We start from the raw sequence: 25,668 nt of genomic DNA on the forward strand, positions 1-25,668 counted from the left end.
TCAGCTTACGACCGGCCGTTCCCGAGCTCGGCGGTGCAGTCGGCGCAGCGGCCGAAGATGGCGAAGTGCTTGAGATCGGTGTCGAAGCCGTGCTGCGCGCGCAGGCTGTCGATCAGCGGCTGGGCGATCGCGGTGTCCGTCTCGGTGACCTTGTCGCAGTCGCGGCAGACCAGGTGCAGGTGGTGGTGGCGGCCGGCCAGGTGGTAGGTCGGGGCGCCATGGCCCAGGTGCGCGTGGGAGACCAGGCCGAGCTCCTCCAGCAGCTCCAGGGTCCGGTAGACGGTGGAGATGTTGATGCCGCTGGCGGTCTGCCGGACGTGGCCGAGGATGTCGTCCGGGGTGGCGTGGTCGAGCACGTCGACGGCCTCCAGCACGAGCTGCCGCTGGGGCGTCAGCCGGTAGCCGCGTTCGCGCAGGTCGGCCTTCCAGTCTCCGGAGAGCTGCCAGTCGGTGGTGCCGGTGTCCGCCACGGTGCTGTCCCTGCCAAGGTCGGGGTCCTGAGGCAAGTGTAGGGACCGGCCGCGGGCCGGTCCCTACCTCGCGTACAACTGTGCCCGTTCGAAGGCTGGGCCTGCTTCCGGGCTACTTGAAGAAGGCGATGCCGTCGTCCGGCAGGTCGTTGATGTCCTGGATCAGCTTCGCCGGGCTGAGCACCTTCCTCAGCTGCGCGGACATGTACGGCCGCAGCGGCACGTTCGGGGCGGCCTTCTCGCCGACCCAGAGCAGCTCCTCGTTGACGAAGCCGTACAGCCGCTTGCCGCCCGAGTACTCCGGTGAGCCCTCGATGCGGGCCACCGCGTCGGTGGAGACGTCGATCTGCGGCTTGCCGTCGGCCAGCTCGCCGTACCAGATCTCGACGGTGCCGTCGTCGCGGACGGAGGAGATCTCGATCCCGCGGGCACCGGTGGTGCCGTGCTGGTTGCTGGTGATGCGCCAGAACGAGTGCTCGTTCTCCAGCGGGCGGACCTTCTCACCCTCGTTGTCCAGCACCCAGGTGCGGGAGCGGAACTCCAGGAAGGGGCGGCCGTCGTGGCGGATCACGATCTCCTGGCCGAAGTTGCACTTCTCCGTGCCGGGGCCCCCTTCACCGGGCAGAGGGGCGTAGACGCCCGCGCCCTCCCAGGTGCCGAGGAGGAAGGCGAGCGGGACGACGTCCTTGTGGAGGTCAGAGGGGATCTCGATCATGTTCCTGGTCGCTGTCGTCGGTGTGGGACTGCTTCAACCGTACGGCAGGCTCAGCGCTGGCCCTGGTACAGCTTCATCACCGAGAAGATGGCGAACCAGGTGATCAGCACGGCCATGAGGGCCAGCAGACCGTCGAAGAACATTTCCAGACCGGACACGGGGGGCTCCCAGGCGGCGACAGTGTGGTGGATTTTGCTGCCGCTCACTCTATCCGCCGGGCACCGACGGGTCGTGGTGAGCCCCACCACGTCGATCTCCGCGTGCCGACGTCTGCGCGCCGCCCAAGGTTTGCGCGCGTGATCCGGGGATTCCGACAACCGGACGTTCCGGGCACTCTAAGGTGGCGCCATGCCGAAGAAACTCGTCATCAAGGTCACCGCCGGGGCGGACGCGCCGGAGCGGTGCTCGCAGGCGTTCACGGTGGCGGCCGTGGCCGTCGCCAGCGGGATCGAGGTCTCGCTCTGGCTGACCGGGGAGTCCTCCTGGTTCGCCCTGCCGGGGCGGGCGGCGGAGTTCGAGCTGCCGCACGCGGCGCCGCTGCCCGACCTACTGGAGTCGATCATGGCGGGCGGCACGGTCACGCTGTGCACCCAGTGCGCGGCGCGGCGCGGGATCGAGCAGAAGGACACCGTCGACGGGGTCCGGATCGCGGGCGCGCAGGTCTTCGTCAGCGAGATCATGGCCGACGGCATCCAGGCGCTCGTCTACTAGGGCCTGCCAGGAACGCCGGGGCCTGCTGGGAACGCCAGACCCGCTAGGGCCGCCGCTCGTGGTCGGGGCGGTCCCGGTCGTGGCCGGGCTCGTCCCACTTCGGGTCGTCCCAGCGCGGGTCGTTCCACCAGTCGTCGTCCGGGTCGCGCTTGTTGGCGAACACCGCCGCGGCCGGGGGGATGACCATCGCGACCAGGCACATGGCGATCGCCGCACCCACGGAGAAGAACCGCACCACGCCCCAGGCCAGGACGAACACGCCCAGGCACACGCCCATCATGGCGAAGTAGTAGCGCCGTCGCCGCCTTGCCTGCACGCCTCCACGGTACGACCGAGGGCCCTGCCGCGGCAGGGCCCTCGGTGCGTCCGCGTGGCGTGCTCAGACCGCGATCGCGACCTCGACGGCGGTGCCCTGGGAGGCCACCACCTGACGGTCCACGGTCTGCCCCGGCACCAGCGCGCGCAGCGTCCACTTGCCCGGGCGGGCGAAGAACCGGAACTGGCCGGTCGCCGAGGTGGGCACCTCGGCCGTGAACTCTCCGCCCTCGTCCAGCAGCCGGACGTAGCCGTTGACCGGCTCACCGTCGCGGGTCACCGAACCCTGGATGATCGTCTCGTTCGCCACGTCAACTCCTGCCAGGTCCGGCCCGCCGGCCTTCGCACCGCACATGTCCTGAATTCCCTTCTGCTTAACGCCCGAGCCGATGGCTCAGTTGCTGCCGAGCTCGATCGGCACGCCGACGAGGCTGCCGTACTCGGTCCACGAACCGTCGTAGTTCTTCACGTTCTCCTGGCCGAGCAGCTCGTGCAGCACGAACCAGGTGAGCGCCGAGCGCTCGCCGATGCGGCAGTAGGCGATGGTGTCCTTCGCCAGGTCGATGCCCTCGGCCTCGTACAGGGCCTTGAGCTCGTCGTCGCTCTTGAAGGTGCCGTCGTCGTTGGCGTTCTTGGCCCACGGGATGTTGCGGGCGCTCGGCACGTGGCCGGGGCGCTGCGACTGCTCCTGCGGGAGGTGGGCCGGGGCGAGCAGCTTGCCGGAGAACTCGTCGGGCGAGCGGACGTCGACCAGGTTGAGGTTGCCGATGGCGGCGATGACCTCGTCGCGGAAGGCGCGGATCGAGGAGTCGGCGGCCTGCGCCTCGTACTCGGTGGCCGCGCGGGCCGGCACCTCGGCGACGAGGTCACGGGAGTCCAGCTCCCACTTCTTGCGGCCGCCGTCCAGCAGGCGGACGTCGCCGTGGCCGTACAGCTTGAAGTACCAGTAGGCGTACGAGGCGAACCAGTTGTTGTTGCCGCCGTACAGGACGACGGTGTCGTCGTTGGCGATGCCCTTGGCGCTGAGCAGCGCCTCGAAGCCGGCCTGGTCGACGAAGTCGCGGCGGACCGGGTCCTGGAGGTCCTTCTTCCAGTCGATCCGGACGGCGTTGCGGATGTGGTTCTTGTCGTACGCGGAGGTGTCCTCGTCGACCTCGACGATGACGACCTTCGGGTCGTCCAGGTGGGCCTGGACCCAGTCGGCGTCGACCAGGACGTCGCTGCGGCTCATGGTGGTGTTCTCCATCCGAGGGCGGTTGGCGGAAGGTGCTGCTCAGGGGGTGCTGCGGGGGCCAGGACGGCGCCGGTCCGAAAATTCGTCCGAATAGTGGGACGAGGGCGGGTGGGCGGGACGGCCGGGCGATGGCTTGCGGCGTGCGGGGGCGAGGGTCGGCCGTGACGGCCGGACGGAGTCGCCGGGGAATCGGCGGCGGGCGACAACTGCCCTGCCAGGATGCCGAGTTAGCGCATTCGACACAGACAGGCGGCCACGCGGCACAGGTCGACCGCCCGCCGCTTCGTGAGATCCGTCTGTCGCTTCATGCCGACGATGCTAGGGACACCGAAGGCCCGCTGTCATCAGCGTATCGAATAGCGAGACCAGATCGATCGAATGGCGAGATTTGACCTCTGCATGGCCACGAGGCCGCGGCAACGGGTGATCCGGGGGCGTCACGAGGCGTTCCGGGGGCGGAAACGACACCGCTCCGCGGTCCGCGCTGGAACAGCGCGTCTCGCGGAGCGGAACGAACCCGAACGGGTGAACTGTCAGCCGAGGACCTTGACGCCCTTGCCGTCGAAGTTCAGCTGGAGGCCCTCCTCCAGCGGCGTCACGCCGTCCTTGTCGGCCAGCTTCAGCCCGGCCGGCAGCTGGTCCAGGGTGAAACTCACCGGCTCGACCTTCTGGTTGGCGATCCCCGCGAACATCCCGGCCAGCCCGCTGAGTTGGAAGCCGTCCGCCGTGACGGTGTTCCCCGTGCTGTGCACCGAACCCTCACCGACCGGCAGCGGCCCCAGCGAGGCCCTGATCCTGCCCGGCCCGCCGTACGACAGGCTCAGCCGGGTGTTGGAGCCCACCGGCAGCTTGCCCGCGCCCGGCATCAGCTGCGCCGCCGGCGGCAGCAGCTGGGCGAGGTCCGCGTACGAGATCAGGCCGCTGCCGGTGCCGCTGTCCACGGTGGCGCTGTTCATGCGGTCACTCACCGTGACGCCGGACAGCTGGGCCTTGAACGAGTGCAGCGCCACCTGGTTCCTGCCGTCCCCGACGGTCAGACCGTCGGCAGAGATCCGGACGTCGTCCAGCTTCATCGACAGCACCTGGGTGAGGAACGGGAAGCCTCCGATGGACACGTCCGGGCGCTGGCTCATCCGGCCGCTGCTCACCATCCGGTCGGCGGCCTCGTCCTCGGCCACCCCGACCGCGATCCGGTCGGCACCCACCAACAGCCCGCAGAGCACCACCAGGGCGATCGTCGCCTTCAGCCATCCGCGCATCGCTCTCCCCCGTCGTCGCCGGTCGCCGTCGTTCGCCGCCTCGCGGCGGCGGCCCCCAACGAGGCCGCTGCTGCACGACGGTACGACGTCCCGCCCCGGAACATGGTTCCGGGGCGGGACGTCGCGGAGCGCGGTCGAGGGTCAGGCCAGGAGATCGGTGGCCATCCAGATCAGTGGCGCGGCCACCGCCAGCGGCAGCGCCACACCCGCCGTCATGTGCACGAACCGGGACGGGAAGTCGTAGGCAGCGACCCGGCGGCCGACCAGCGCGCCCACGCCCGCCAGGGCGCCCAGTGCGAGCGGCGCACCCACCAGCAGGCCCAGCAGCACCGCCGCCACCAGGCCCAGCACCGGGCCCAGCTGCTTCGGACCCGGCAGCGGCGCCGCAGCCAGCAGGGTGGCCAGCGCGACCGCGCCGACCCCGGCCGGGACCCAGTCGGCCAGCAGCAGCGTCGTGCAGAGCGCCGTCACCACGGTGGCCGAGCCGAGCACGGTCAGCGCGTAGAACCGCTCCTTCGGGTCCGACGGGCGGAACGTCTGCAGCACCAGAACCAGCAGGAAGAAACCGCCGAGGGCACCCACCACGGCCGCGATGCCGCTGCCGGAGTCGGCCAGCAGCACCGCCGCGTCCGCCGTGAAGCCGGCCAGCGCGGCGAGGGCGATGCCCTGGCGAGCCGGCCACATGCCGTTCAGCCGGAACCAGCCGGCCGCCGTCAGCAGCTGGAGCGGCGCGACCACCAGGGCCAGCGCCACCTGGCCCAGCGCGGCACCGCCGGCCAGGAGGGCGGCGACGCCCGCGGTGATCAGGGCGGGCTGGAGACCCGGGTCGATGATCGGCGAGCCGGTACGGGAGGCGGACGCGGGCGACGGGGCGACCGGCGGCGCGGGCTGCGCCGGGACGGCCGCGTACGGCGCCGCTGCGGGGGCCGCGGGGGCGTCGGGGCGCTTGAGCGTCATGGTCGGCGGGTCGAAGCCGGGTACGGGGGCCTGAGCCGGAGCAGCGTGCCGGGGCTGCGGCGGCTGATGCGGCTGCGGCTGAGCGATCGGCATCGTCCCGGAGTCCACCACCGGCGGCAGCAGCGTGGTCGCCTCGGCGTCGTCCATCGGCGGGACGGGCGGCAGCAGCGTCGTCGCCGCCGCGTCGTCCATCGGCGGCTGGGCCTGCCCGTACATCGGATAGTCGTACGGCTGGTACCCCTGCTGGGGCGCCTGCGGGTGCTGGGGCTGCTGCGGGTGCTGGGGCTGCTGCGGCTGCTGCCAACCGCCGTAGCCGCCGTTGTTCGCGTCGTTCATGTCCGTCACGTCGCTCACCCTCCCGCAAACGGCGGCAGTACCTCGACCGTCCCGCCCTCGGTGAGGGCGACGGTCGCGTGGTCCCGGCCGCCGACCTGGGAGCCGTCGACCAGGTAGGAACAGTGCCCCAGCAGCTGGACGAGCTTCGGCCGGGCGGCGTGCCGCTGCTTGGCCGCCGCCAGCGCCTCGGCCAGGGTCGCCGCCTCGTACGGCTCCTCGGCCAGTCCGGCCTCGGACTTCGCCGCGGCCCAGTAGCGGATCGTCCCGCGCACGCGGGTCCCGCTCGCGGGCTCGGTGGTCGCACCCATGGCAACCCCTTCTCGTCGTCCTCGCCCGGCCCGGTGCCCCGGTCCGGGTCGCCACCGGGGCGGGCGTCCGGCCATCCGGAGGATGGAGTCGCACGGTGCCGCCGATGTGCGTCCCATGATGGCGTGTCCGTCGCCGCGACCGGCAATCGCCCCGGACGAGCGGGTATGGAGGGCCGCTCGAAACTGTGTCCGGGCTCACCCGGCGTGCGCCCGGGGGCGCGCCTTTCGGCCGTCTGCGGCCGGGAGTAAGACGAACGGCCGCTGTGAGCCCTGCCAATGCGGGAGGAGGTCGGCTATCCTCATGATTCATGAGGGATCCGGGCAGAGTCGCCCCCGGGTCCTTTTGTGCTTTCAGGACGCCAGTACGGACGTTCTTGCGAATCGCCGGCCCACCCCCGGCGCGGAGCAGGAACCGCCCCGCCTCTCGCGGCACAACGACGTGCCCCGGCCGGCCGGGCGTCGTCACCCCGGCGCCGGGCCGCCGCCCGGTGCGGGACAGGACCGGAGGGTTCGCGGGATGAGCAGGGCAGGAACGGCGCGCCAGGGGTTGCGGGACCCCCGGCCCGTGCGCCGTCGCGCCGTGCGCGCCGGCCAATCCTCCGGTGCGCTCCCCGCGTCCGCCCTCCCGTCGCCCAACGCCACCGCTCCCGGGGCGCGCTGCGCGCGGCACCTCCCTGAATGTGCGCCATCCGGCTGTGGCGGCAGCCGTACCGCGACCGCGACGACCCGGAAAGGGGACCACCGGGTATGAGTTCTCTCCTCCTCCTCACCAACGCTCTGCAGCCCTCCGCGGAGGTGCTGCCGGCCCTCGGCCTGCTGCTGCACAACGTCCGGGTGGCCCCCGCCGAGGGATCCGCCCTGGTGGACACCCCGAGCGCCGACGTCATCCTGGTCGACGGCCGGCGCGACCTGCCGCAGATCCGCAGCCTCTGCCAGCTGCTGCGCTCCACCGGCATCGGCTGCCCGCTGATCCTGGTGGTCACCGAGGGCGGCCTGGCCGCCGTCACCGCCGAGTGGGGCATCGACGACGTCCTACTGGACACCGCGGGCCCCGCCGAGGTCGAGGCCCGGCTGCGGCTCGCGCTCGGCCGGCTCCAGGTCGTCACCGACGACAGCCCGATGGAGATCCGCAACGGCGACCTCTCGGTCGACGAGGCCACCTACTCCGCCAAGCTCAAGGGCCGGGCGCTCGACCTCACCTTCAAGGAGTTCGAGCTGCTCAAGTACCTCGCCCAGCACCCCGGCCGGGTCTTCACCCGGGCGCAGCTGCTGCAGGAGGTCTGGGGCTACGACTACTTCGGCGGCACCCGGACGGTGGACGTGCACGTCCGACGGCTGCGCGCCAAGCTCGGCGTCGAGCACGAGCAGCTGATCGGCACCGTGCGCAACGTCGGCTACCGCTTCGTCGTCCCGGAGAAGCCGGAGAAGGGCGAGCGCCCGGAGCTCGCCCAGCGCCCCTCGGCGCCGCTGGAGGCCTGACCGGCGCGCCGGGCGGGCCGGTCCCGCCCGGCTTGTCCAGTTCGCCCCCCTGGTCGCCCGTCGCCCGCCCTCCGGCCGCTCCAGGTCCCCCTGCCGACGCGGACGCCACACGCGTAGACTCCCCCCGTGGCCAAAGTGACGCGCGACGATGTTGCCCGACTGGCTGGGACCTCGACCGCGGTCGTCAGCTACGTGATCAACAATGGGCCGCGCCCGGTCGCGCCCGCCACCAAGGAGAAGGTCCTCGCGGCGATCGAGCAGCTCGGCTACCGGCCGAACAGCGTCGCCCAGGCGATGGCCTCCCGCCGCACCAACCTGATCGGCATGGTCGTCCCGGACGCCCGCCAGCCGTTCTTCGCGGAGATGGCGCACGCCGTCGAACGAGCCGCCTCCGAGCGCGGCAAGCTCGTGCTGATCGGCAACTCCGACTATGTGGACGACCGTGAGGTGCACTACGTCCGCGCCTTCCTCGGCATGCGCGTCTCCGGCCTGATCCTGGTCAGCCAGGGCCCCTCGCAGCGCGCCGCCGAGGAGTTCGCGGCGATGGAGGGGGCCAAGGTGGTCCTGCTGCACCGCCGTCCCGAGGCGATCGACGACGTCGCGGTGGTCACCGACGACGTGGGCGGTGCCGAGGCCGTCGTCCGCCACCTGCTGGAGGTGCACGGGCACCCGTACGTGGCCTGCTTCGGCGGCCCGGTCGACTCCCCGGCCCCCGGCGACCCGGTCATCGACCACGTCGAGGGCTGGCAGCGGGCCATGGACGCGCACGGCCTGCCCGCCGAGCCGCACCTGATCGACGCGCCCTTCCACCGCTACGGCGCCTACCAGGTCGCGCTCGGCGTGCTGCGCTCGCCGGACCGGCCGTCGGCGATCTTCTGCTCCACCGACGACCAGGCGATCGGCGTGCTCCGGGCCGCCCGCGAGGTCGGGCTGAAGGTCCCGGAGGACCTCGCGGTGGCCGGCTTCGACGACGTGCCCGAGGCCGCCCTCGCCGACCCGCCGCTGACCACCGTCGCCTCCGACCGGGACGCGATGGCCCGGGCCGCCGTGGACCTGGTCCTCGACGACTCGCTGATGGTGCCCGGCTCGGACACCGAGCGGGTCCGGAAGTTCCCCTCCCGCCTGGTGATCCGCCGCTCCTGCGGCTGCGACGGGGAGGCCCCCGGCAGGCCCTGACCGTCCGCCGAAACGGAGTGACCTGCTCCGGTCACATGCCTTCTGACCTGGCTTTATGAGAACCGAACGGGCTTCTCGGACCCTTCTGAGCCGGTTCTCATCCGATCCTCATCCGCCGGGCGGACGTTGGTCGGCATGAACGAACAGCAGCAGCACGGTGGCGAGCAGTACGGGTGGACCGGTCAGTACGGCGAGCAGCACGGCGCACAGCCGTCCGGGCCCTACGAGCACCGCGTCATCGAGGGCACCGTCCTCGGCAGCAGCACGAACACGGGCGCCGGTACCGGCGCGACCCCGTACGGCTACCAGGAGGACCACTCCGGCGGCGGTTTCGACGGCCCGCCCCCTCCCCCGCCCATGCCACCCGAGCCGCCCACCGCCGGAGGACACGGCGGGCACGGCGACCGGGCACGGCGCGGCCTGCTGCGCGGGCGGCTCGTCCTGGTCACCGCCGTCGGCGCGGTCGCCGCCGTCCTCGGCGGGGTGACCGGCGGGGTCGTCGCCGCCCAGCAGAACGGCCCCGGCACCCGCACCGCGACCATCGCCAGCCCGGTCTCCGCCCGCTCCGACGGCAGCGCCGACGTGGCCGCCATCGCCGCCGCCGTCTCGCCCAGCGTCGTCCAGATCACCGTCAAGAACGGCAGCGGCACCGCCACCGGCACCGGCGTCGTACTGAACACGAGCGGCCAGATCCTCACCAACTACCACGTGATCTCCGGCGCGATGAACGGCGGCCGGACGACCGTCACCTTCAAGGACGGCTCCACCGCCCAGGCCACCGTCACCGGCACCGACAAGTCCCTGGACGTCGCGGTGATCACTGCGGACGGCGTGAAGAACCTCACCCCGGCCACCCTCGGCGACTCCTCCACCGTCGTGGTCGGCGAGCCCGTCGTCGCCATCGGCAACCCCGACGGCCTCACCGACACCGTCACCTCCGGCATCATCAGCGCCGAGAACCGCGAGGTCACCGTCCAGGTCGACGAGGGCGCCACCGGCGGGAACGGCGGCTTCGGCTTCCCCAACCTGCCCGGGATGCGCGGCACCCTCCCGCAGCAGAACAACGGCAGTACCACCACCTACAAGGCCTTCCAGACCGACGCCGCCCTCAACCCGGGCAACTCCGGCGGCCCGCTGATCAACGCCAACGGCCAGGTCATCGGCATCAACTCGGCCATGTACTCGCCCAACGGCTCCAGTTCCACCGCGGGCGGCGGCAACAGCAGCGCCGGCAGCGTCGGCCTCGGCTTCGCCATCCCGATCAACGACATCAAGCACGTCCTGCCGAAACTGCAGGCCGGCCAGAACGCGTAAGACGGACAATTACTCCGAGCAGGTCCCCGAGCAGGCCCCCCACACGACGAGAAAGGGCAACCGCCCATGACCCCGTCCGCCGACGACCGCAGCCCCGCCGAGTCCGGCCACATCTCGGCCCGGCTCCTCGTGGTCGACGACGAACCCGCCCTCCGGGACGCCCTGGAGAGCAGCCTCGCCTTCGAGGGGTACGAGGTCGCCACCGCCACCGACGGCTACGAGGCCCTCGAGTCCGTCGAACGCGACAATCCCGACCTCGTCCTGCTGGACATCATGATGCCCCGGATGGACGGCCTCACCGCCGTGCGCCGGATGCGCTCCCGCGGCGACACCGTCCCGGTGCTCATGCTCACCGCCCGGGACGCCGTCGGCGACCGCGTCACCGGCCTCGACGTCGGCGCCGACGACTACCTCGCCAAGCCCTTCGAACTCGACGAACTCCTCGCCCGGGTCCGCGCCCTGCTCCGCCGCAACGCCCTCGCCACCGAGGCCGCCGCCCGCGCCGCCGCCGAGGACGAGAGCGAGGTGCTCGCCTTCGGCGACCTGCGGATGAACACGGCCACCCGCGAGGTCACCCGCGCCGGCAAGCCGGTCGAACTGACCCGCACCGAGTTCATGCTGCTGGAGATGTTCCTCTCCCACCCCCGCCAGGTCCTCACCCGCGAACAGATCCTCAAGGCGGTCTGGGGCTTCGACTTCGAGCCCTCCTCCAACTCCCTGGACGTCTACGTGATGTACCTGCGCCGCAAGACCGAGCAGGGCGGCATGCCCCGGATCATCCAGACCGTACGCGGTGTCGGCTACGCCCTGCGCCCGGCCCCCGGCACCAGCGCGTGAGCAACATCCCGCCCCCACCGCTGGCTCCGCCACACCCCTCCGGGCTCTGGCGCCTCGTCCACTGGTTCCGCTCCCGTTCGCTGCGCAGCCGCCTCATCTTCCTGAGCGCGGCTGCGGTGGCGGTGGCGATCGCGCTGTCGGCGCTGGCGTGCTGGTTCATCGTGGAGAAGCAGCTCTACAACCAGGTGCGGGCGGACCTGGCGGGCGTGCCACTTCCTCGGCCGAGCTTCGGTGTCAACTGTCCCGCCACCCCGGAAGCCGCTCTGGAGCAGGCCCAGACCCTCCAGCGTCAGGGGCTTTTTCCGGAGCCGGGCGGATCTGCTCCGAGGGACACTCAGTTCGTGGCGGTCAACCCCGTAGCGGTCTGTCTCCCGAGGGAAGCGACCAGGGCGATCGTGATCTCGCCGACCGACGCCGCCGCGATCCACCTCAAGGCCGGCCAGTCCACCATCCGCAGCGGGAAGTACACGAATGGCGACCCTGCCCTGGTCCGGGTGGCGCCGGCTGTCCTGAAGGCGCCCGGATACCCACCCGTCCCCGGCCTCGTGATGGTGGCCACCCCCACCCAGCCCGTCGAGGACTCCCTCCAGGGCCTTGCCATCCTCCTCGGAGCCGTCTCCCTCGGCGGCATCCTCCTCGCCGCCGTCGCCGGCCGCCTCGTGGCCCACTCCTCCCTCAAGCCCGTCGACCAACTCACCGACGCCGTCGAGCACATCGCCCGCACCGAGGAGGTCGGCACGACGATCCCCGTCCACGGCGACGACGAGATCGCCCGCCTCTCCACCTCCTTCAACTCCATGAGCACCGCCCTCGCGAACGCCCGGGAACGGCAGACCCGCCTGATCGCCGACGCCGGGCACGAGCTCCGTACGCCCCTGACGTCCCTGCGCACCAACGTCGACCTGCTCATCCGCAGCGACGAGACCGGGCGCCCGCTCCCGCCCGCCACCAAGACGAAGCTGCTGGGCAACATGAAGGCCCAGATGCAGGAACTCACCGTCCTGATCGGCGACCTCCTCCAGCTCTCCCGCCCCGACTCCCCGAAGACTGGGCCCGGCCTCACCGTCGTCGCCCTGCACGAGATCGCCCAACGTGCGGTCGAGCGCGCCAAGTTGCGCGGCCCTGGGCTGGTCTTCGAGACCGTGACCGAGCCCTGGTTCGTCCACGGCGACGCCGCCGCGCTCGAACGCGCGGTGATCAACCTGCTGGACAACGCGGTCAAGTACAGCCCGCCCGGCGGCACCATCTACGTCCGCCTCCAGCAGGGCGTGCTGACCGTCCGCGACCACGGCCCCGGCATCCCGCCGGACGAGCTGCAGTACGTGTTCGACCGGTTCTGGCGCTCCCCGTCCTCGCGCCAACTGCCGGGCTCCGGCCTCGGGTTGTCGATCGTCGCACAGAGCGTGCGGGAGGCCGGCGGCGAGGTGTCGCTGGGCCCGGCCGGGGACGGCGGTCCGGGTGCCCTCGCCACCGTCCGGCTGCCCGGCGGCCCGGCCCCGGAATGAACGAACGGGCGGGGCGCCCCGACAGCGCCCCGCCCGTCCTGTGCCGGCTCACGGTCAGTCGATGTCGATGCCCGGGCCGATGACCTTGATCCGGTCCTTCGCCGGGGCCTTCAGCGGCGCGGACGCCGAGCTGTGGGCACCCAGGTAGGCCACGAAGACCTCCAGGTCGGAGGCGCCGACGAGCTTGTCGGTGCCGGCCGCGAAGGCCGGGAAGCCGTCGCCGCCGGCGGCCAGGAACTCATTCGCCGCGACGCGGTACTTGGCGGCCGGGTCGATCGGCGCACCGTTGAGGCGGATCGAGTCGACCAGGACCCGGTCGGCACCGGTCTTGCGCATGTCCAGGGTGTAGCTGAGGCTCTTGGACACCTGCAGGATCTTCGGCGCGGCGGTGTTGCCGCCGCTGACCTGCTGCTGGAGCAGCTGGATCAGCTGGGCCCCGGTCAGCGTCTTGACCTGCATCATGTTGGTGAACGGCTGGACGGTGAACGCCTTGCTGTAGGTCACCACGCCGTCGCCCTCACTGCCGACGGCCTTGTAGACCAGGTCGGACCGGATGCCGCCGGGGTTCATGAAGGCGACCTGCGCCCCGCCCTTGTCGGCCGGGGACAGCCCCTCCAGCTGGGCGTCGGCGATCAGGTCGCCGAGCGGCTTCTCCAGGTCGCTGCTGCCGCGGCCGTTGATGTCCGAGGCGATGTAGCCGACCGGACGGTTGGCGATCGGGGCGGCCAGCTTGGAGTAGCGGGCGATCAGCTCGCTCATGTCCTCGGCCTTCGGCAGCGTGCGGCGCACGACGTGGTTCTCGGCCTTGACCGAGGGGCGCACGATGGTGCCGTTGCTCTTGTCCAGCTTCAGGTCGATCTGGGTGAAGAGCCGGCCGAAGGAGGCGGCGCTGGTCACCGAGCGCGGCACGCCGTTGGGGTCCGGGATGGTGCAGGCGTACGAGTTGTGGGTGTGGCCGGTGACGATGGCGCCGATCGACGGGTCCAGCTTCCGGGATATGTCGACGATCGGGCCGGAGACGCCCTGGCCGGCCGGGCCGCAGTCGTAGTTGTAGACGCTGCTGGCCGGGTAGCCGCCCTCGTGGATCAGCGCGACGATCGAGTTGACGCCCTGCGCCTTGAGCTCGGCGGCGTACTTGTTGATCGTGGTGACCTCGTTGGCGAACTTCAGGCCCTTGACGCCCGCGGCGGTCACGACGTTCGGCGTGCCCTCCAGGGTGACGCCGATGAAGCCGATCTTCACGCCCTGCGACTTGGTCACCCAGTACGGGGCCAGCAGCGGCTCGCCGGTGTTCTCGTCGGTGACGTTGGCGGAGAGGTAGTTGAAGTTGGCGCCGCGGAACTTGCGGCCCTTCTCGTAGCAGCCGTCGACCGGGTGGCAGCCGCCGTTCTGCAGCCGCAGCAGCTCCTGCGAGCCGTGGTCGAACTCGTGGTTGCCGACCGACGTGACGTCCAGGCCGAGCTTGTCCATCGCCTCGATGGTCGGCTCGTCGTGGAACAGCGCCGAGGTGAGCGGGCTCGCGCCGACGATGTCGCCGGCCGCGACGGTGATCGAGTCGTCGGCCGCCTCGCGCGCCTGGCGCAGCGCGGTGGCCAGGTACTCGATGCCGCCGGCCGGGGTGCTGACCTCCTTGCCGGTGGCCGGGTCGATCTCCTTGATGGTGCCGGCCGAGCCGGCCGGAGGCTCCAGGTTGCCGTGGAAGTCGTTGATCGCCAGCAGCTGGAGGTTGACGGTCTTGTGATGACGGGCGTTGGCGTCGGCGGCCTGCGCGGCCGTCGGCACGGCCACCGTGCCGAACAGTCCGGCGGCGGCGACCACGGCCAGGGCCGTGCGTCGGGATCTGGCGGTGAGCATGAAGGTCCCCTGCACCTTGGAAGAGCGCCCGGCCGTGGACAGGACCGGGCGTCCGGCAATGTGTTGCGCCTGTGCAGCCTAGAGTCAACGCGCGTAGCTGTCAGGACGTCAAACGTAACGAGAAGATTACCTACTGACGAGTCATCGCCAGATCGCCGGGGTCTTCCGCCCGCCGACCGCCCTCACACGCCAGGTTCCGCCGCCAACTGCCGTTCGGCACGCGACCGTTCGGCGACGGCGTCCTCCGTCATCGCGCGGTCCGTGTAGACCAGCGGCCGTTCCGTCTCGGTGATGATGTGCTTGACCACCTGGACGTTCCCGTTGACGTCCCAGACCGCGATGCCCGGCGAAAGCGTGGGGATGATCTCCACCGCCCACCTCGGCAGGCCCAGGACCCGGCCGGTGGCCCGCGCCTCCTCGGCCTTCTGCATGTAGATCGTCCGGGTGGAGGCCATCTTCAGGATCGCCGAGGCCTCCCTGGCCGCCGCGCCGTCCACCACGTCCGACAGGTGGTGCACCACCGCGACGAACGACAGCCCGAGCCGGCGGCCGAACTTCAGCAGACGCTGGAACAGCTGTGCCACGAACGGGCTGTTGATGATGTGCCAGGCCTCCTCGACCAGGAAGATGCGCTTCTTCCGGTCCGGCCGGATCCAGGTGTGCTCCAGCCACACGCCGACGATCGCCATCAGGATCGGCATCGCGATCGAGTTGCGGTCGATGTGCGAGAGGTCGAAGACGATCAGCGGTGCGTCCAGGTCGATGCCGTCGGTGGTCGGCCCGTCGAACATGCCGCGCAGGTCGCCGTCGACCAGCCGGTCCAGCACCAGCGCCACGTCCAGGCCCCAGGACTGCACCTCGTCCACCGCCACGCCCAGCGACTCCACCGAGGACAGGTCGGGGTTGCGCAGAGTGTCGATGATGTCGTCCAGCACCGGCTGGCGGTCCTTCACCGAGGCCACCACGTGGGCGTGCGCGGCCTTCAGCGCGAAGCCGGCCCGCTCCTCCAGGCCGCGCCCCATCGCCACCTCGATGATGGTGCGCAGCAGGGACAGCTGGCCGGTCTGGGTGATCGCCGGGTCCAGCGGGTTGAGCTTCACCCCGCCGTCCCGGGCCGCCATCGGGTCCAGGCGGATCGACTTTATGCCCAGTGCGTCGGCGATCAGGTTCCACTCGCCGACGCCGTCCTCGCCCTGCGCGTCGAGCACCACGACCTGCCGGTCGCGGAACCTCAACTGCCGCAGGACGTACGTCTTCTCCAGTGCCGACTTGCCGTTGCCCGACTCGCCCAGCACCAGCCAGTGCGGGGCCGGCAACTGCTGCCCGTACAGCTGGAAGGGGTCGTACACGTACCCCTTGCCGCTGTACACCTCACGACCGATGATCACCCCCGAGTCGCCCAGCCCCGGGGCGGCCGTGGGCAGGTAGACCGCCTGAGCCTGGCCGGTCGAGGTGCGCACCGGCAGCCGGGTGGTCTCCACCTTGCCGAACATCAGGCTGGTGAACGCGTCGGTGAGGTTGCCCAGCCCCATGAGCGGCCTCCTGGTATGTCAGCGGGACGGGTGGACGGATAGGGCCGCGCTCAGCGGCGGATGCCGGTGGCGAACGGCAGGGTGTTGACGAACGCCCGGTGGTGCTCGCGGTCGCACCACTCCAGCTTGAGGTAGCTCTTGCCCGCCGAGGCCCGGATCGTCCGCTTGTCGCGGGCCAGCGCCTCCGGGCTGCGCGAGGAGACCGTGATGTAGCCGACCAGGTTGACCCCGGCCGCGCCGGACGCCAGGTCGTCACCGCGCTGGTCCACCCGGCCGGTGTGCGCCAGGTCGCGCGGGTCGACCGTGCGGTTCATCTTCGCCGCGCGGCTGGCCTCCGCCTCGTCGTTGGTCTTCTCGGTCAGCATCCGCTCGATCGCGACGTCGGTGGGCTCCAGGTCCATCGTCACCGCGACCGTCCGGATCACGTCCGGGGTGTGCACCAGCAGCGGCGCCAGGAAGTTGACGCCCACCGGGGTCAGCGGCCACTCCTTGACCCAGGCGGTGGCGTGGCACCACGGCTCCCGGGTCGTCGACTCGCGGGTCTTCGCCGTCAGGTACTGCGGGTGGGTCGCGTCCAGCTCGGCCGGCCAGGCGTTGCGCCGGGACATCGCCTGGATGTGGTCGATCGGGTGGTCCGGGTCGTACATCGAGTGCAGCAGCGACGACAGCCGGGCCTGGCCGAGCGGCTGGCGCACCCGGATGTCCGCCTCCGCCAGCCGGGCGCAGATGTCGGTCAGCTCGCGGGCCATCACGGCCGCCAGCCCCTCGTCGTCCCGGGCCCGCCCGCCGGTCGAGGTGCGGCCCATCGCGTGCGCCTCGGCGGCCAGGTCCCGGGTGTAGTGCATGCAGGCCACCAGGTACGCCCGGTGCTGCTCCGACGAGGTCGACACCATCGACTGCAGCTGGTCGTACGACTCCATCAGCCAGCGCGGCGCGTCGTGGTCACCGCGCCGCTCGACGTCCTTGGCGTGCGCGTCCGGGTCGGCCGGCAGCGTCCGGGCCAGGATCTGCAGCCGGGTCACGAAACCGTCCCCGTTGGCGACGTGCTTCAGCAGCGTGCCGAACCGGTCGACCAGCGCCTCCTGGTCCTCCGAGTCGCGCAGGCCCACACCCGGGCCCTCGATCTCGATCGCGGCCGTCACCGTCCGCCGCTCCAGGTGCATCAGCACCCCGACCTCGTCCGGCCCGAACGGCGCCGCCAGCCAGCGCAGCCGCCCCACCCCCGGCGGCGGGCCGACCTCCACCTCCCGGCCGTCCATCCGGGTACCGGCGTCCATCACGTCCGACCGCCACACCCCCCGTCCGCTGCGGACCGTCCGCCGGTAGGTGCGGTTGATCTCCACCCACTTGTAGAACGTCCGCTTGCGGTACGGCACGTAGACCGCCGCGATGGCCAGCGCGGGCAGGCCGACCAGGCCCCCGATGCGCAGCGGCAGGACCGGCATCAGCAGGCCCCAGAGCATCCCGAGGAACGCCCCGAAGATGATCAGAACGATCTCGCCGGACTCCCGGTTCCGGCCGATCGGCGCGTTCGGGCGGGCCTTGCCGATCAGGTAGGTGCGGCGCTGGTGCACATACGGCTGGGCGTACTGGGCACCGTACTGGCCGAGCGGTTCGCTGCTCACTTACCCGTCACCCTCCCTTCGCTGGATTGCTGTCGCGGATCGGAACCGGAGCCTGCGGCGGCCCGGCCTGCGGCGGCGGAGCCGGCGTACGGCCCGCGTGCGCGGCGATGCCCGGGGCCACCGAACCGCCGCCCGCACCCCCACCACCGGTACCGGCCGCCTGCGGGCCGCGGTCGCCGTGGGTGGTGATGCCCTGCTTCATCAGGTTCGCGGTGCCGTTGATCATCGCCGACCCCGCCGACACCGCGCTGGCCCGGGCCCGGCGCATGTTCAGCATCTCGTCGCCGAAGCCCGGCACGAAGCGGTACACGGTGGCACTCGCGAAGATCGACAGGAACAGGATGGCCAGCCCCGACAGCACCCGGGCGAAGTCGTCGCCGGCCCCCGCCCCGGTCGCCACCGCACCCGCCAGGCCCAGGATGATCACGATGATCGGCTTCGCCAGGTCCACCGCCACCATCACCCCCGCCCACCGGCGCACGTGCTTCCACAACTGCTTGTCCACCAGCCCCGCGTACACCGCCGTACCCAGCAGCGCACCCACGTACAGCATCGCCGCCCGGATCAGCAGCTCGATCCAGAGCACCGCCGCCGCCAGCACCGCCACCAGCGACACGATGATCAGAATCAGCGGCCCGCCCCCCAGGTCACCCTTCTCCAAGGTCTCCGCGAACCCGCCCAGGTACGTTCCGGTGTCCGACTTTGTCCCCACCGCGATCGCCTTGGTCACCCCGTCCGTCGCGCTCACCACGGTGTAGAGGATCAACGGCGTGAACGCGGACGCCACCACCGTCAGCCACAGAAAGCCGATCGCCTCCGAGATCGCCGTCGTCAACGGCGCCCCCCGCACCGCCCGCTTCGTCACCGCCAGGAGCCACAACACCAAGGTGATGATCGTCGACGCCGCGAACACCACCGCGTACTGCTGGAGGAACGACGCATTGGTGAAGTCCACCTGCGTCGTCCCGTCGATCGCCCCCGACAGCTTCCGCACCACCCAAGCCGCCGCCTGCGCGCACCCCTTGGCCAACGAACCGAGCGGATCGGTGACGGTGCCGACGGTTCCACTGCCTGGCACGGAGCCGGTACCGCCCGGAGCGCAGTAGACATCGTTACCGGGCAGCGGCACGCCCGGACAACTCGTGTTGGTAACCGCTGGATTCGGAGTGGGCGACGGCTCCGCAAGAGCGCGGTGTGCCGTCAGCATGACCGAGGCGATGCCGACCAAAGCCCCTCCAGCGAGGCGGCTCAGGTTCTGCCACAAAAGACCAGACCTACCGTCAGCGCGCATAACGGAAGCCTCCGAACTGCTCGACGGCACCAGTGATCTCCTCCGCGGTCGCAGCCTGCTGATCCGGCGGGACGGGCGCCGGACCGGACGCCCGGCTGAAATCGGTGAGCTTCCAGTCTGTTCCGGTCCACCGCAGGCTGAGGCTGAGTGTGAACCACTCCTCGGCAACCGGCCTGATCGAGTGCTCGCCCGCCAATCCGAATAGCCCGGTACACCAGACGTCGATCTTGACAGTGTCGGCGGTGTATCCACTGCTCTTGGTGCCGACCGGAATAGTCCGGCTGACGAACGTCAGGCCCTTGGGAGGCCGCCCCTGCGCATCCACCCCGAACTTCGCGGCCGTCTCGGGCGAAAAGCCCTGGTCCAGGCGGGATTGGAGGGTGGCGACGGCGTTCGGGTCGGCGATGGTGGCGACGATGGTGTGGCGGGTGTCGGTGCGGAACATGTCCGCGGAGCCGATGGCCACCGCGTAGTTGGCGGCGGCGGACTGGGCGCCCTGGTCGGTGTGCGGGAAGCCGCCGGCGATGCCGTTGGTGGTGGTGCTGACCGGCTGGTCGCCGCTTGGGGCGGGGCCGGCGCCGGAGGGGGCGGTGGGGGCCTTGTCGGCGGAGCGGGCGGAGTTCCCGGGGTCGGGTTTGCCGTGGTTGGCGATGGAGATCGCGACGACGAGCAGGGTGACGACGACGAGGACGGTCAGGAGGGTGCGGAGCGGTCTGGCCTGACGTCCGTTCGACTGCGAGGAGGGCTGTTCGCCGACCGGTAGCCGCGTACGGGTGTGCGGCTGGTCGTCGGACAACGGCACGGCGGCCCTCCTGGTGCGGGGAGCCGGGCGGCTCCGGGGGCCCTCCGGCCGTGGGCGGGATCGGACGGAGGGTGGGAACGGTGGTGGACTCCTGGCGGGCGGAGACTCCGATGGTCGGGACGGGGACCTGACCTCAGGTGGGCAGGACTACTGCTGCCCGATCGTCAGATCGCCATACCGTAGACAATGGTGAACAGAGTGCCGAGTGATCCGATGATGAACACGCCGGTCAGCCCCGCGATGATCAGCCCCTTGCCCTGTTCGGCACCGAAGCTGTCCCGCATGGCGGTCGCACCGATCCGCTGCTTGGCCGCACCCCAGACGGCGATGCCGAGGCAGACGAGGATGGCGACGGCCATGATGACCTCGACCATCACCCGGGCCTCCGAGCCGAGACTCGCGAACGGGCCCCAGTCCGGGGCGATCCCGCCGATGATGGTGTCGATATTCGGCTTCTTTGGAGGGTCCTCGGCCAGGTGGCCGATCGCGATGCGCTGCACGCCGCTGCTCAGGTTCATTTCCATCTCACCGCCCGATCAGGCAAATTCAAGGCCCCGGACCCCGCCCGCGCGAAGGGTCGGTGCCTATTCTTGGCCAGATCTGATGTCGACTTGGCTACTTCTCGCATATTGGTCGTGAGGCATCGGACACGTACGCGAGGATGTCCACCGTACGAAGGATAGCGCTCACTCTTTGTATCTCTGATGATTGCGGTGAGCAACGCCTTCCGGGACACTTCGACTGACGATTCGTCGGGATGGTGCTGATGGTACTCCGGAAGGCCGGTCCGGCCGCCGCTGCGACGGGAGTTGCCGCGATCGGGTTCATCGCACTGGTGACGATCGGGACGTATGCGGCGAGTGGGACACCTCAGGCGTCGGCCAATCGCGCCGCGTTGTCGGCCGGTTCGGTGCCGGCCGCGTACCAGGGCCTGATCCAGAAGTGGGGAGCGCTCTGCCCGGAGATCTCCCCGCCGATGCTCGCGGCACAGCTCTACCAGGAAAGCGGTTTCGACCCGTCGGCCCGTTCCTCCGTCGGGGCTTTGGGAATGGCCCAGTTCCTGCCGGGCACCTGGGCGATCTACGGCGTCGACGCGGATGGTGACGGCAAGAAGGACATCTGGAACGCGGCGGACGCCATCGCCTCGGCGGCGACGTACGACTGCTCGCTGGCCAAGGACGTGGCCAAGGTGCCGGGGGACCGTCAGGACAACCTGCTGGCGGCGTACAACGCCGGTCCGTACGCGGTGGAGAAGTACAACGGCGTGCCCCCGTACAAGGAGACGCAGGGGTACGTGAAGAACATCAAGGCGCTGGCGCGCAGTTTCACGGCGCCGACGGCGCCGGTGGAGGTGTCCCAGCAGTCGGCCGCGGCGATCTACTTCGCGCAGACGAAGCTGGGCACGCCGTACCTGTGGGGCGGTGAGGGGCTGCCGTCGCAGGACGGGCGGTTCGACTGTTCGGGCCTCACCCAGGCCGCGTACGCGAGTGTGGGGATCACGCTGCCCCGGGTGGCCGACGACCAGTGGTACGCGGGGCCGCACCCGTCGCGGGACCAGCTGCGGCCGGGCGACCTGGTGTTCTGGGCGACGGACCTGAACGATCCGCGCAGCATCCACCACGTCGGGATCTACGTCGGCGGCGGCTACATGATCAACGCGCCGCACACCGGTGCGGTGATCCGCTACGACAAGATCGACACCAGGGAGTACATCGGCGCCACCCGGGTCACCTCGGACGGCGCGGAGGCACTGCCGGTGCGCAACGCGGACGGCAGCATCACGGGCAAGGGCGGGGTCGGCGGCGGGGCCACCCCGGACGCGCCCGCGTCGCCCACCGCGGCACCGGCGGCGGCCGCTCCGGCGACCCCGCCGGCAGTCCCGCCCGCGGCCTCCCGCCCGACGGCCGGCGCTCCGCCCCTCCCGGCGGACCAGGGCCCGTCGGCCGCGGGTCAACCGACCGCAAAGCCCTGAGCCGTCAATTGCCGTGGCGTGTGAGTGCGCTGTGGACACTGAGTCAAGTTTCCATAACCGCGCGTTTCCGTGGAACGCTGTGCCTAGGCGATGACGTTGGGTTTGATGGCCCCCCGTCAGCTCTTTGCGCCGGGCGGGGTGCCCGACCGGAACGCACAGGTGCAGCAGACCAGAAGGAGGTGCGGCGTGTCGACGCCGCTTGCCGACACGACCAACCCCGACCTCGGCCTGCTCTACGCCGTCAACGGCCTGGCCAAGCGCTCCCCGCAGTGGCTGGACCACCTGGTCTCCTGGATCGGCGAGTACGGCATCCTGATCGGCCTGGCGATGCTCGGCCTGGTCGCCTGGCTCCAGGCCAGACGCCGCCCGGACGCGCCCGTGGCGATCGCCGGGCTGCTCTGGGTGCCGCTCTCGGTCGCCATCGCCGAGCTGGCCAACCTGCCGATCGCCGCGATCGTGGACCGCCCGCGCCCTTTCGTGGACCACGGCGGACTGCTGGTGCTGGTGGACGGCAAGGCCGGCACGCACTCCTTCGTCAGCGACCACTCGACCATGACGATGGGCGTCGCGGTGGCGCTGTTCCTGGTGAACCGGCGGCTGGGCTGGATCGCCGGGGGCCTGGCCCTGCTGCAGGGTTTCTGCCGGATGTTCATGGGCGTCCACTACCCGACCGACGTGATCGGCGGGTTCGCGCTCGCCACCGCGGTGGTGCTACTGCTGGCGCCGATCGCGATGGCCGTCCTGGTCCCGTTCTGCCATGCGCTGAGCCGCACCGCCGTCGCCCCGCTGATCCGGGCGCCGGAGCGCGGCGGCCCGGGCCCGGCGCGAGGCCGGCGGCGCGGCCGGGAGCGCGGGGCCGTGCGGGCGGACGAGCAGCCGCCGGAGTCCGATCTGGCGGCCTAGGCCCAAGGCCCGGGCCCGAGGAAAGGACCCGCGGAAAGCGCCCGAACCGCTACCCCGCTTCCCCGCCGTTGTCGGCGAGGTGGTCGGCCCCCTCACGGCGGGCCAGGTCGCGCGAGCGGCGGGCCGGCGAGTACCAGCCGCAGCTGCAGGTCGCGTGGGCGAAGGAACCCCGCTCGCTGATCGCGATGCGGTGCTCGGGCATCCGGGTGCCGGGCGAAGCCGGCAGCTCACTGTGCACGTGAACCACCGTAACGCGCCGGGCACCCGACGCGCGACGCCCTTCCCGCGCCCTGCTCCCCGTAACCCTTCGCGCCTCAACTCGTTTGCCCGGCAAGAGCTCTGCCCACCCGGTGGTGTCCGGTGGGGCAGTCGGGCCCGAGGGGGTTGTCGCGAGGATGAAGATGACCGACCAGCAGCGCACCGGCCGGCCACGGCGCCGGCCGGTGTCGCACCTGCGCTCGGCGGCCGGGGCCGCCCTGCTCGCCGCAGCCCTGGCCGGGCTCGTCGGCTGCTCGGGAGGGTCCGGCGGCTCGTCGGACCAGAGCGTCCCCGACCAGCTCTCCCCGGACGCGCTCACGGCGGTGCGCAACGCCGCCGACATCACGGGCCGGACCGGATCCGCGCACACCACCACCGAGCTGGTCACCGAGTCGTCCGAAAAGAAGGCCGTGTTCGCCGGCACCGGTGGCTACGACTACGTGAAGCGGATCGGCCGGCTGGAGATCGCCGTGCCGCCGGGCGCGGCGACCACCGGGAAGATCGTCGAAGTGGTCCTGCCGGGCACGGTCTACCTGCAGAACAGCGGTGCCAAGGTGCCCGAGGGCAAGTGGGTCAAGCTGGACGTGCGCCAACTGCCGGACGGCAACCTGGTCAGCAGCGGCGCCACCGATCCGGCCACCGCCGCGGGCGCGCTGCGCGGGGTGCAGAAGGCGGACGCGGTCGGCAACGAGACGGTCGACGGGGTCTCGCTGCACCACTACCGCGGCACCCTCGACCTGGCCAAGGCGGCCGACGCGACCGGCGGGCGGGGCGGCGACGGCCTGCGGATGGGGTCCCAGACCTTCACCGTCAAGGAAGTCCCGTACGACGCCTGGCTGGACGACCAGGGCCGGCTGCACAAGGTGGTCGAGGTCTTCACCTTCGCCGGGGTGGCCGGCTCGAAGGAGGCCAAGGACCAGGTGAAGGTGACCTCGACCACCGCGCTGGCGGACTTCGGCAAGCCGGTGGAGACGGCCGAGCCACCGGCCTCGGACATCTTCGCGTTGAAGCCCACGGAGAGCCCGAAGTAGGGCGACCGGGGGCAGCGCTCCGGCGCCGGGGCGAGTCGGGGTGCCGCCGGAGCGGGTGGCCGATCGGGGAGCGGCGGCCACCCGTTTCGGCGGCGCCGAGATGGCCCGTCCGTGCCATGTGGACGGGCTCCGAAGTGCCTAGGCTGGACGTCGGGTGGCTGCCGCCCGGGCTGGCGAGGCACTGAAGGGGTGGTGCAGGTGGTGTCGTCCACGGGCGGTCGCAGCGGCGGCCACGACGACGCGGCCCTCGACGAGATCGAGCTGGCCGGCGAACTGATGATCGCCGCGACGTCCAGCACCGGCGACCGGCTGCCGACCGAGCGGATCGACGAGGTGCTGCTCGACCGGCCCGAACCCGGGAGGACGGACGCGAGCCGGTCGGCCGCGTGGGACTCCTAGGACGCGACCGGGAGCCGGGGAGGCGGTCTCAGCTGCGCAGCAGCCGGCCGATCGCGGCCGTGGCCTCCGCCACCTTGGCGTCGAGCTCGGCGCCGCCCTCCTCGGCCGCCGCCGCGACGCAGTGCCGCAGGTGCTCCTCCAGCAGGGAGAGCGCGAAGGACTGCAGGGCCTTGGTGCTGGCCGACACCTGGGTCAGCACGTCGATGCAGTAGACGTCCTCGTCGACCATCCGCTGGAGGCCGCGGATCTGCCCCTCGATCCGGCGCAGCCGCTTGAGGTGGGCGTCCTTCTGCGCGCTGTACCCGTGCGGACCGTGGTGCCCGTCGGCCGCGGCGGTGTCGTCGGCGTGCGGCTCGGTGCCGTGCGCGTCGTCCGGCTCGGTGCGCGGTTGCGTCGTGGTCATCGGCCCGCCTTCGTCTGAGTGCCTGGTGGCTGCGTCGGCCACCAGTGTCCAACACCGGGGCCGTCCGTGGTGTTCCGACGGCCGGACCGGCGGGCACCGCGCGGCCCCAGGCGGCCTGCCGGGCGGTTCACCCGTCTGAGCGGGCGCCCCGGTCTTCCGTGCGCACGACGGGGACAATCCGGGCGAGGTTCCGTCAGACTGATGGCTCGCGTCCGCGCCTGTGAGTGCGGTCCGGGTTCGCTGGTGCGGCAGCCGAACAGAAGAGGAGGATTGACCTCCACTTTCACCACCCGTTTGCGCGATTGCGCTTGGTTGCACCTAGCATCGTTCAGTCCCTACCCCGCACATCGGAGATTTCCGTGCGTTTTAGCCTGACCCCGAAGGAGACGAGCTTCTACGACATGTTCGCCGCGGCCGCGGAGAACCTCGTCGTCGGTTCGAAGCTCCTGCTGGAACTGCTGGGATCAGACGTGTCGGCCCGCGCGGAGATCGTCGAGCGCATGCGCGCCGCCGAGCACGCCGGGGACGACACCACCCATGCCGTCTTCCACCAGCTGAACTCGTCCTTCATCACGCCCTTCGACCGCGAGGACATCTACAGCCTCGCCTCGTCGCTGGACGACATCATGGACTTCATGGAGGAGGCCGTCGACCTGGTCGTCCTCTATGACATCCAGACCCTGCCGAAGGGCATCGAGCAGCAGATCGAGGTGCTGGCGCGCGCCGCGGAGCTCACCGCCGAGGCGATGCCGAACCTGCGCAGCATGTCGAACCTGACCGAGTACTGGATCGAGGTCAACCGGCTGGAGAACCAGGCCGACCAGATCCACCGCAAGCTGCTCGCCCACCTCTTCTCCGGCCAGTACGACGCCATCGAGGTGCTCAAGCTCAAGCAGATCGTGGACGTCCTTGAGGAGGCGGCGGACGCGTTCGAGCACGTCGCCAACACGGTGGAGACCATCGCCGTCAAGGAGTCCTGACC

General features: G+C 71.1%; 28 protein-coding genes. 11 read left to right on the forward strand and 17 right to left on the reverse strand.

The annotated features are described in order from the left end of the window. Positions 1-5: 5 nt before the first annotated feature. A complete protein-coding gene (locus tag F7Q99_RS11425; protein ID WP_326846544.1) occupies positions 6-470 on the reverse strand; it encodes a Fur family transcriptional regulator in 465 nt (154 codons plus the stop codon). 112 nt (positions 471-582) lie between these two features. Further along, on the reverse strand, positions 583-1,185 hold the full coding sequence (locus tag F7Q99_RS11430; RefSeq protein ID WP_153461139.1) for an FABP family protein: 603 nt from the start codon (positions 1,183-1,185) through the stop codon (positions 583-585). A 348-nt stretch (positions 1,186-1,533) separates the two neighbouring features. On the opposite strand from F7Q99_RS11430, the gene F7Q99_RS11435 reads away from it, so the two are divergent. Then, positions 1,534-1,896 (forward strand): DsrE family protein, encoded by a 363-nt coding sequence (locus F7Q99_RS11435; protein ID WP_153461140.1) that lies wholly within the window; start codon positions 1,534-1,536, stop codon positions 1,894-1,896. A gap of 43 nt (positions 1,897-1,939) precedes the next feature. Here the strand turns inward: F7Q99_RS11435 and F7Q99_RS11440 are convergent, their stop codons facing one another. From F7Q99_RS11440 to F7Q99_RS11465, 7 genes are all read right to left on the reverse strand, one after another. Continuing rightward, on the reverse strand, positions 1,940-2,212 hold the full coding sequence (locus F7Q99_RS11440; protein ID WP_326846545.1) for a DUF3099 domain-containing protein: 273 nt from the start codon (positions 2,210-2,212) through the stop codon (positions 1,940-1,942). Positions 2,213-2,275: 63 nt separating this feature from the next. Further along, complete coding sequence (locus tag F7Q99_RS11445; protein ID WP_030059605.1) at positions 2,276-2,566, reverse strand: DUF1416 domain-containing protein; 291 nt, start codon at positions 2,564-2,566, stop codon at positions 2,276-2,278. A 39-nt stretch (positions 2,567-2,605) separates the two neighbouring features. Further along, positions 2,606-3,442 (reverse strand): sulfurtransferase, encoded by an 837-nt coding sequence (locus tag F7Q99_RS11450; RefSeq protein WP_153461142.1) that lies wholly within the window; start codon positions 3,440-3,442, stop codon positions 2,606-2,608. Between the two features lie 230 nt (positions 3,443-3,672). Beyond that, entirely contained in the window at positions 3,673-3,753 is an 81-nt protein-coding gene (locus F7Q99_RS43620) for an Ms5788A family Cys-rich leader peptide (RefSeq protein ID WP_350517234.1), read from the reverse strand. Positions 3,754-3,978: 225 nt separating this feature from the next. Beyond that, a complete protein-coding gene (locus tag F7Q99_RS11455; protein ID WP_153461143.1) occupies positions 3,979-4,704 on the reverse strand; it encodes an LmeA family phospholipid-binding protein in 726 nt (241 codons plus the stop codon). 141 nt (positions 4,705-4,845) lie between these two features. Next, complete coding sequence (locus F7Q99_RS11460) at positions 4,846-5,997, reverse strand: hypothetical protein (protein WP_407697850.1); 1,152 nt, start codon at positions 5,995-5,997, stop codon at positions 4,846-4,848. Between the two features lie 14 nt (positions 5,998-6,011). After that, positions 6,012-6,305, reverse strand: coding sequence for a MoaD/ThiS family protein (locus F7Q99_RS11465; RefSeq protein ID WP_153461145.1), 294 nt, complete (start codon positions 6,303-6,305; stop codon positions 6,012-6,014). Between the two features lie 747 nt (positions 6,306-7,052). Between F7Q99_RS11465 and F7Q99_RS11470 the strand changes: the two genes are divergently transcribed. The 5 genes from F7Q99_RS11470 to F7Q99_RS11490 all read left to right on the forward strand — a co-directional run bounded on the left by F7Q99_RS11470 (position 7,053) and on the right by F7Q99_RS11490 (position 12,616). Continuing rightward, complete coding sequence (locus tag F7Q99_RS11470; RefSeq protein WP_153461146.1) at positions 7,053-7,784, forward strand: response regulator transcription factor; 732 nt, start codon at positions 7,053-7,055, stop codon at positions 7,782-7,784. 126 nt (positions 7,785-7,910) lie between these two features. Continuing rightward, a complete protein-coding gene (locus F7Q99_RS11475; protein ID WP_326846546.1) occupies positions 7,911-8,960 on the forward strand; it encodes a LacI family DNA-binding transcriptional regulator in 1,050 nt (349 codons plus the stop codon). Between the two features lie 135 nt (positions 8,961-9,095). Beyond that, positions 9,096-10,274: a S1C family serine protease gene (locus F7Q99_RS11480; protein ID WP_326846547.1), complete on the forward strand. Its 1,179-nt coding sequence runs from the start codon at positions 9,096-9,098 to the stop codon at positions 10,272-10,274. A 66-nt stretch (positions 10,275-10,340) separates the two neighbouring features. Then, positions 10,341-11,111 carry a response regulator transcription factor gene (locus tag F7Q99_RS11485; protein WP_153461147.1) on the forward strand — a complete coding sequence of 257 codons (771 nt, stop codon included), beginning with the start codon at positions 10,341-10,343 and terminating at the stop codon, positions 11,109-11,111. Next, complete coding sequence (locus F7Q99_RS11490) at positions 11,108-12,616, forward strand: sensor histidine kinase (RefSeq protein ID WP_326846548.1); 1,509 nt, start codon at positions 11,108-11,110, stop codon at positions 12,614-12,616. The genes F7Q99_RS11485 and F7Q99_RS11490 overlap by 4 nt, the downstream gene beginning before the upstream one ends. A gap of 54 nt (positions 12,617-12,670) precedes the next feature. Here F7Q99_RS11490 and F7Q99_RS11495 read toward each other — a convergent pair whose 3' ends face one another. The 6 genes from F7Q99_RS11495 to F7Q99_RS11520 all read right to left on the reverse strand — a co-directional run bounded on the left by F7Q99_RS11495 (position 12,671) and on the right by F7Q99_RS11520 (position 20,238). Continuing rightward, positions 12,671-14,470, reverse strand: a complete 1,800-nt coding sequence (locus tag F7Q99_RS11495) for a bifunctional metallophosphatase/5'-nucleotidase (RefSeq protein ID WP_153461148.1) — start codon at positions 14,468-14,470, stop codon at positions 12,671-12,673. 182 nt (positions 14,471-14,652) lie between these two features. Then, entirely contained in the window at positions 14,653-16,002 is a 1,350-nt protein-coding gene (locus F7Q99_RS11500) for an ATP-binding protein (RefSeq protein ID WP_153461149.1), read from the reverse strand. A gap of 50 nt (positions 16,003-16,052) precedes the next feature. After that, positions 16,053-17,627 carry an SCO6880 family protein gene (locus F7Q99_RS11505; protein WP_326846549.1) on the reverse strand — a complete coding sequence of 525 codons (1,575 nt, stop codon included), beginning with the start codon at positions 17,625-17,627 and terminating at the stop codon, positions 16,053-16,055. Between the two features lie 7 nt (positions 17,628-17,634). Next, a complete protein-coding gene (locus tag F7Q99_RS11510) occupies positions 17,635-18,855 on the reverse strand; it encodes a hypothetical protein (RefSeq protein WP_407697769.1) in 1,221 nt (406 codons plus the stop codon). 52 nt (positions 18,856-18,907) lie between these two features. Next, entirely contained in the window at positions 18,908-19,720 is an 813-nt protein-coding gene (locus F7Q99_RS11515; RefSeq protein WP_153461150.1) for a hypothetical protein, read from the reverse strand. Positions 19,721-19,884: 164 nt separating this feature from the next. Beyond that, complete coding sequence (locus tag F7Q99_RS11520) at positions 19,885-20,238, reverse strand: hypothetical protein (RefSeq protein WP_230210190.1); 354 nt, start codon at positions 20,236-20,238, stop codon at positions 19,885-19,887. A 248-nt stretch (positions 20,239-20,486) separates the two neighbouring features. Between F7Q99_RS11520 and F7Q99_RS11525 the strand changes: the two genes are divergently transcribed. Continuing rightward, positions 20,487-21,692: a C40 family peptidase gene (locus F7Q99_RS11525; protein WP_153466075.1), complete on the forward strand. Its 1,206-nt coding sequence runs from the start codon at positions 20,487-20,489 to the stop codon at positions 21,690-21,692. A 186-nt stretch (positions 21,693-21,878) separates the two neighbouring features. Further along, positions 21,879-22,595 (forward strand): phosphatase PAP2 family protein, encoded by a 717-nt coding sequence (locus tag F7Q99_RS11530; RefSeq protein ID WP_326846550.1) that lies wholly within the window; start codon positions 21,879-21,881, stop codon positions 22,593-22,595. 49 nt (positions 22,596-22,644) lie between these two features. Here F7Q99_RS11530 and F7Q99_RS11535 read toward each other — a convergent pair whose 3' ends face one another. Then, on the reverse strand, positions 22,645-22,833 hold the full coding sequence (locus F7Q99_RS11535; protein WP_153461152.1) for a hypothetical protein: 189 nt from the start codon (positions 22,831-22,833) through the stop codon (positions 22,645-22,647). A 163-nt stretch (positions 22,834-22,996) separates the two neighbouring features. On the opposite strand from F7Q99_RS11535, the gene F7Q99_RS11540 reads away from it, so the two are divergent. Continuing rightward, positions 22,997-23,884 (forward strand): hypothetical protein, encoded by an 888-nt coding sequence (locus tag F7Q99_RS11540; RefSeq protein WP_153461153.1) that lies wholly within the window; start codon positions 22,997-22,999, stop codon positions 23,882-23,884. Between the two features lie 198 nt (positions 23,885-24,082). Then, the gene (locus F7Q99_RS11545; protein WP_153461154.1) at positions 24,083-24,283 is read left to right on the forward strand and encodes a hypothetical protein; all 201 of its coding nucleotides are present in this window, start codon (positions 24,083-24,085) and stop codon (positions 24,281-24,283) included. 28 nt (positions 24,284-24,311) lie between these two features. Here the strand turns inward: F7Q99_RS11545 and F7Q99_RS11550 are convergent, their stop codons facing one another. After that, a complete protein-coding gene (locus F7Q99_RS11550; RefSeq protein ID WP_153461155.1) occupies positions 24,312-24,686 on the reverse strand; it encodes a metal-sensitive transcriptional regulator in 375 nt (124 codons plus the stop codon). Positions 24,687-25,045: 359 nt separating this feature from the next. Here F7Q99_RS11550 and F7Q99_RS11555 point away from each other — a divergent pair, with 359 nt between their 5' ends. Then, positions 25,046-25,666 (forward strand): DUF47 domain-containing protein, encoded by a 621-nt coding sequence (locus F7Q99_RS11555; protein WP_031064133.1) that lies wholly within the window; start codon positions 25,046-25,048, stop codon positions 25,664-25,666. The last annotated feature ends 2 nt before the right edge of the window (positions 25,667-25,668 follow it).

It is taken from the genome of Streptomyces kaniharaensis (genome assembly GCF_009569385.1).
GTDB classification, from domain to species: Bacteria; Actinomycetota; Actinomycetes; order Streptomycetales; family Streptomycetaceae; genus Kitasatospora; species Kitasatospora kaniharaensis.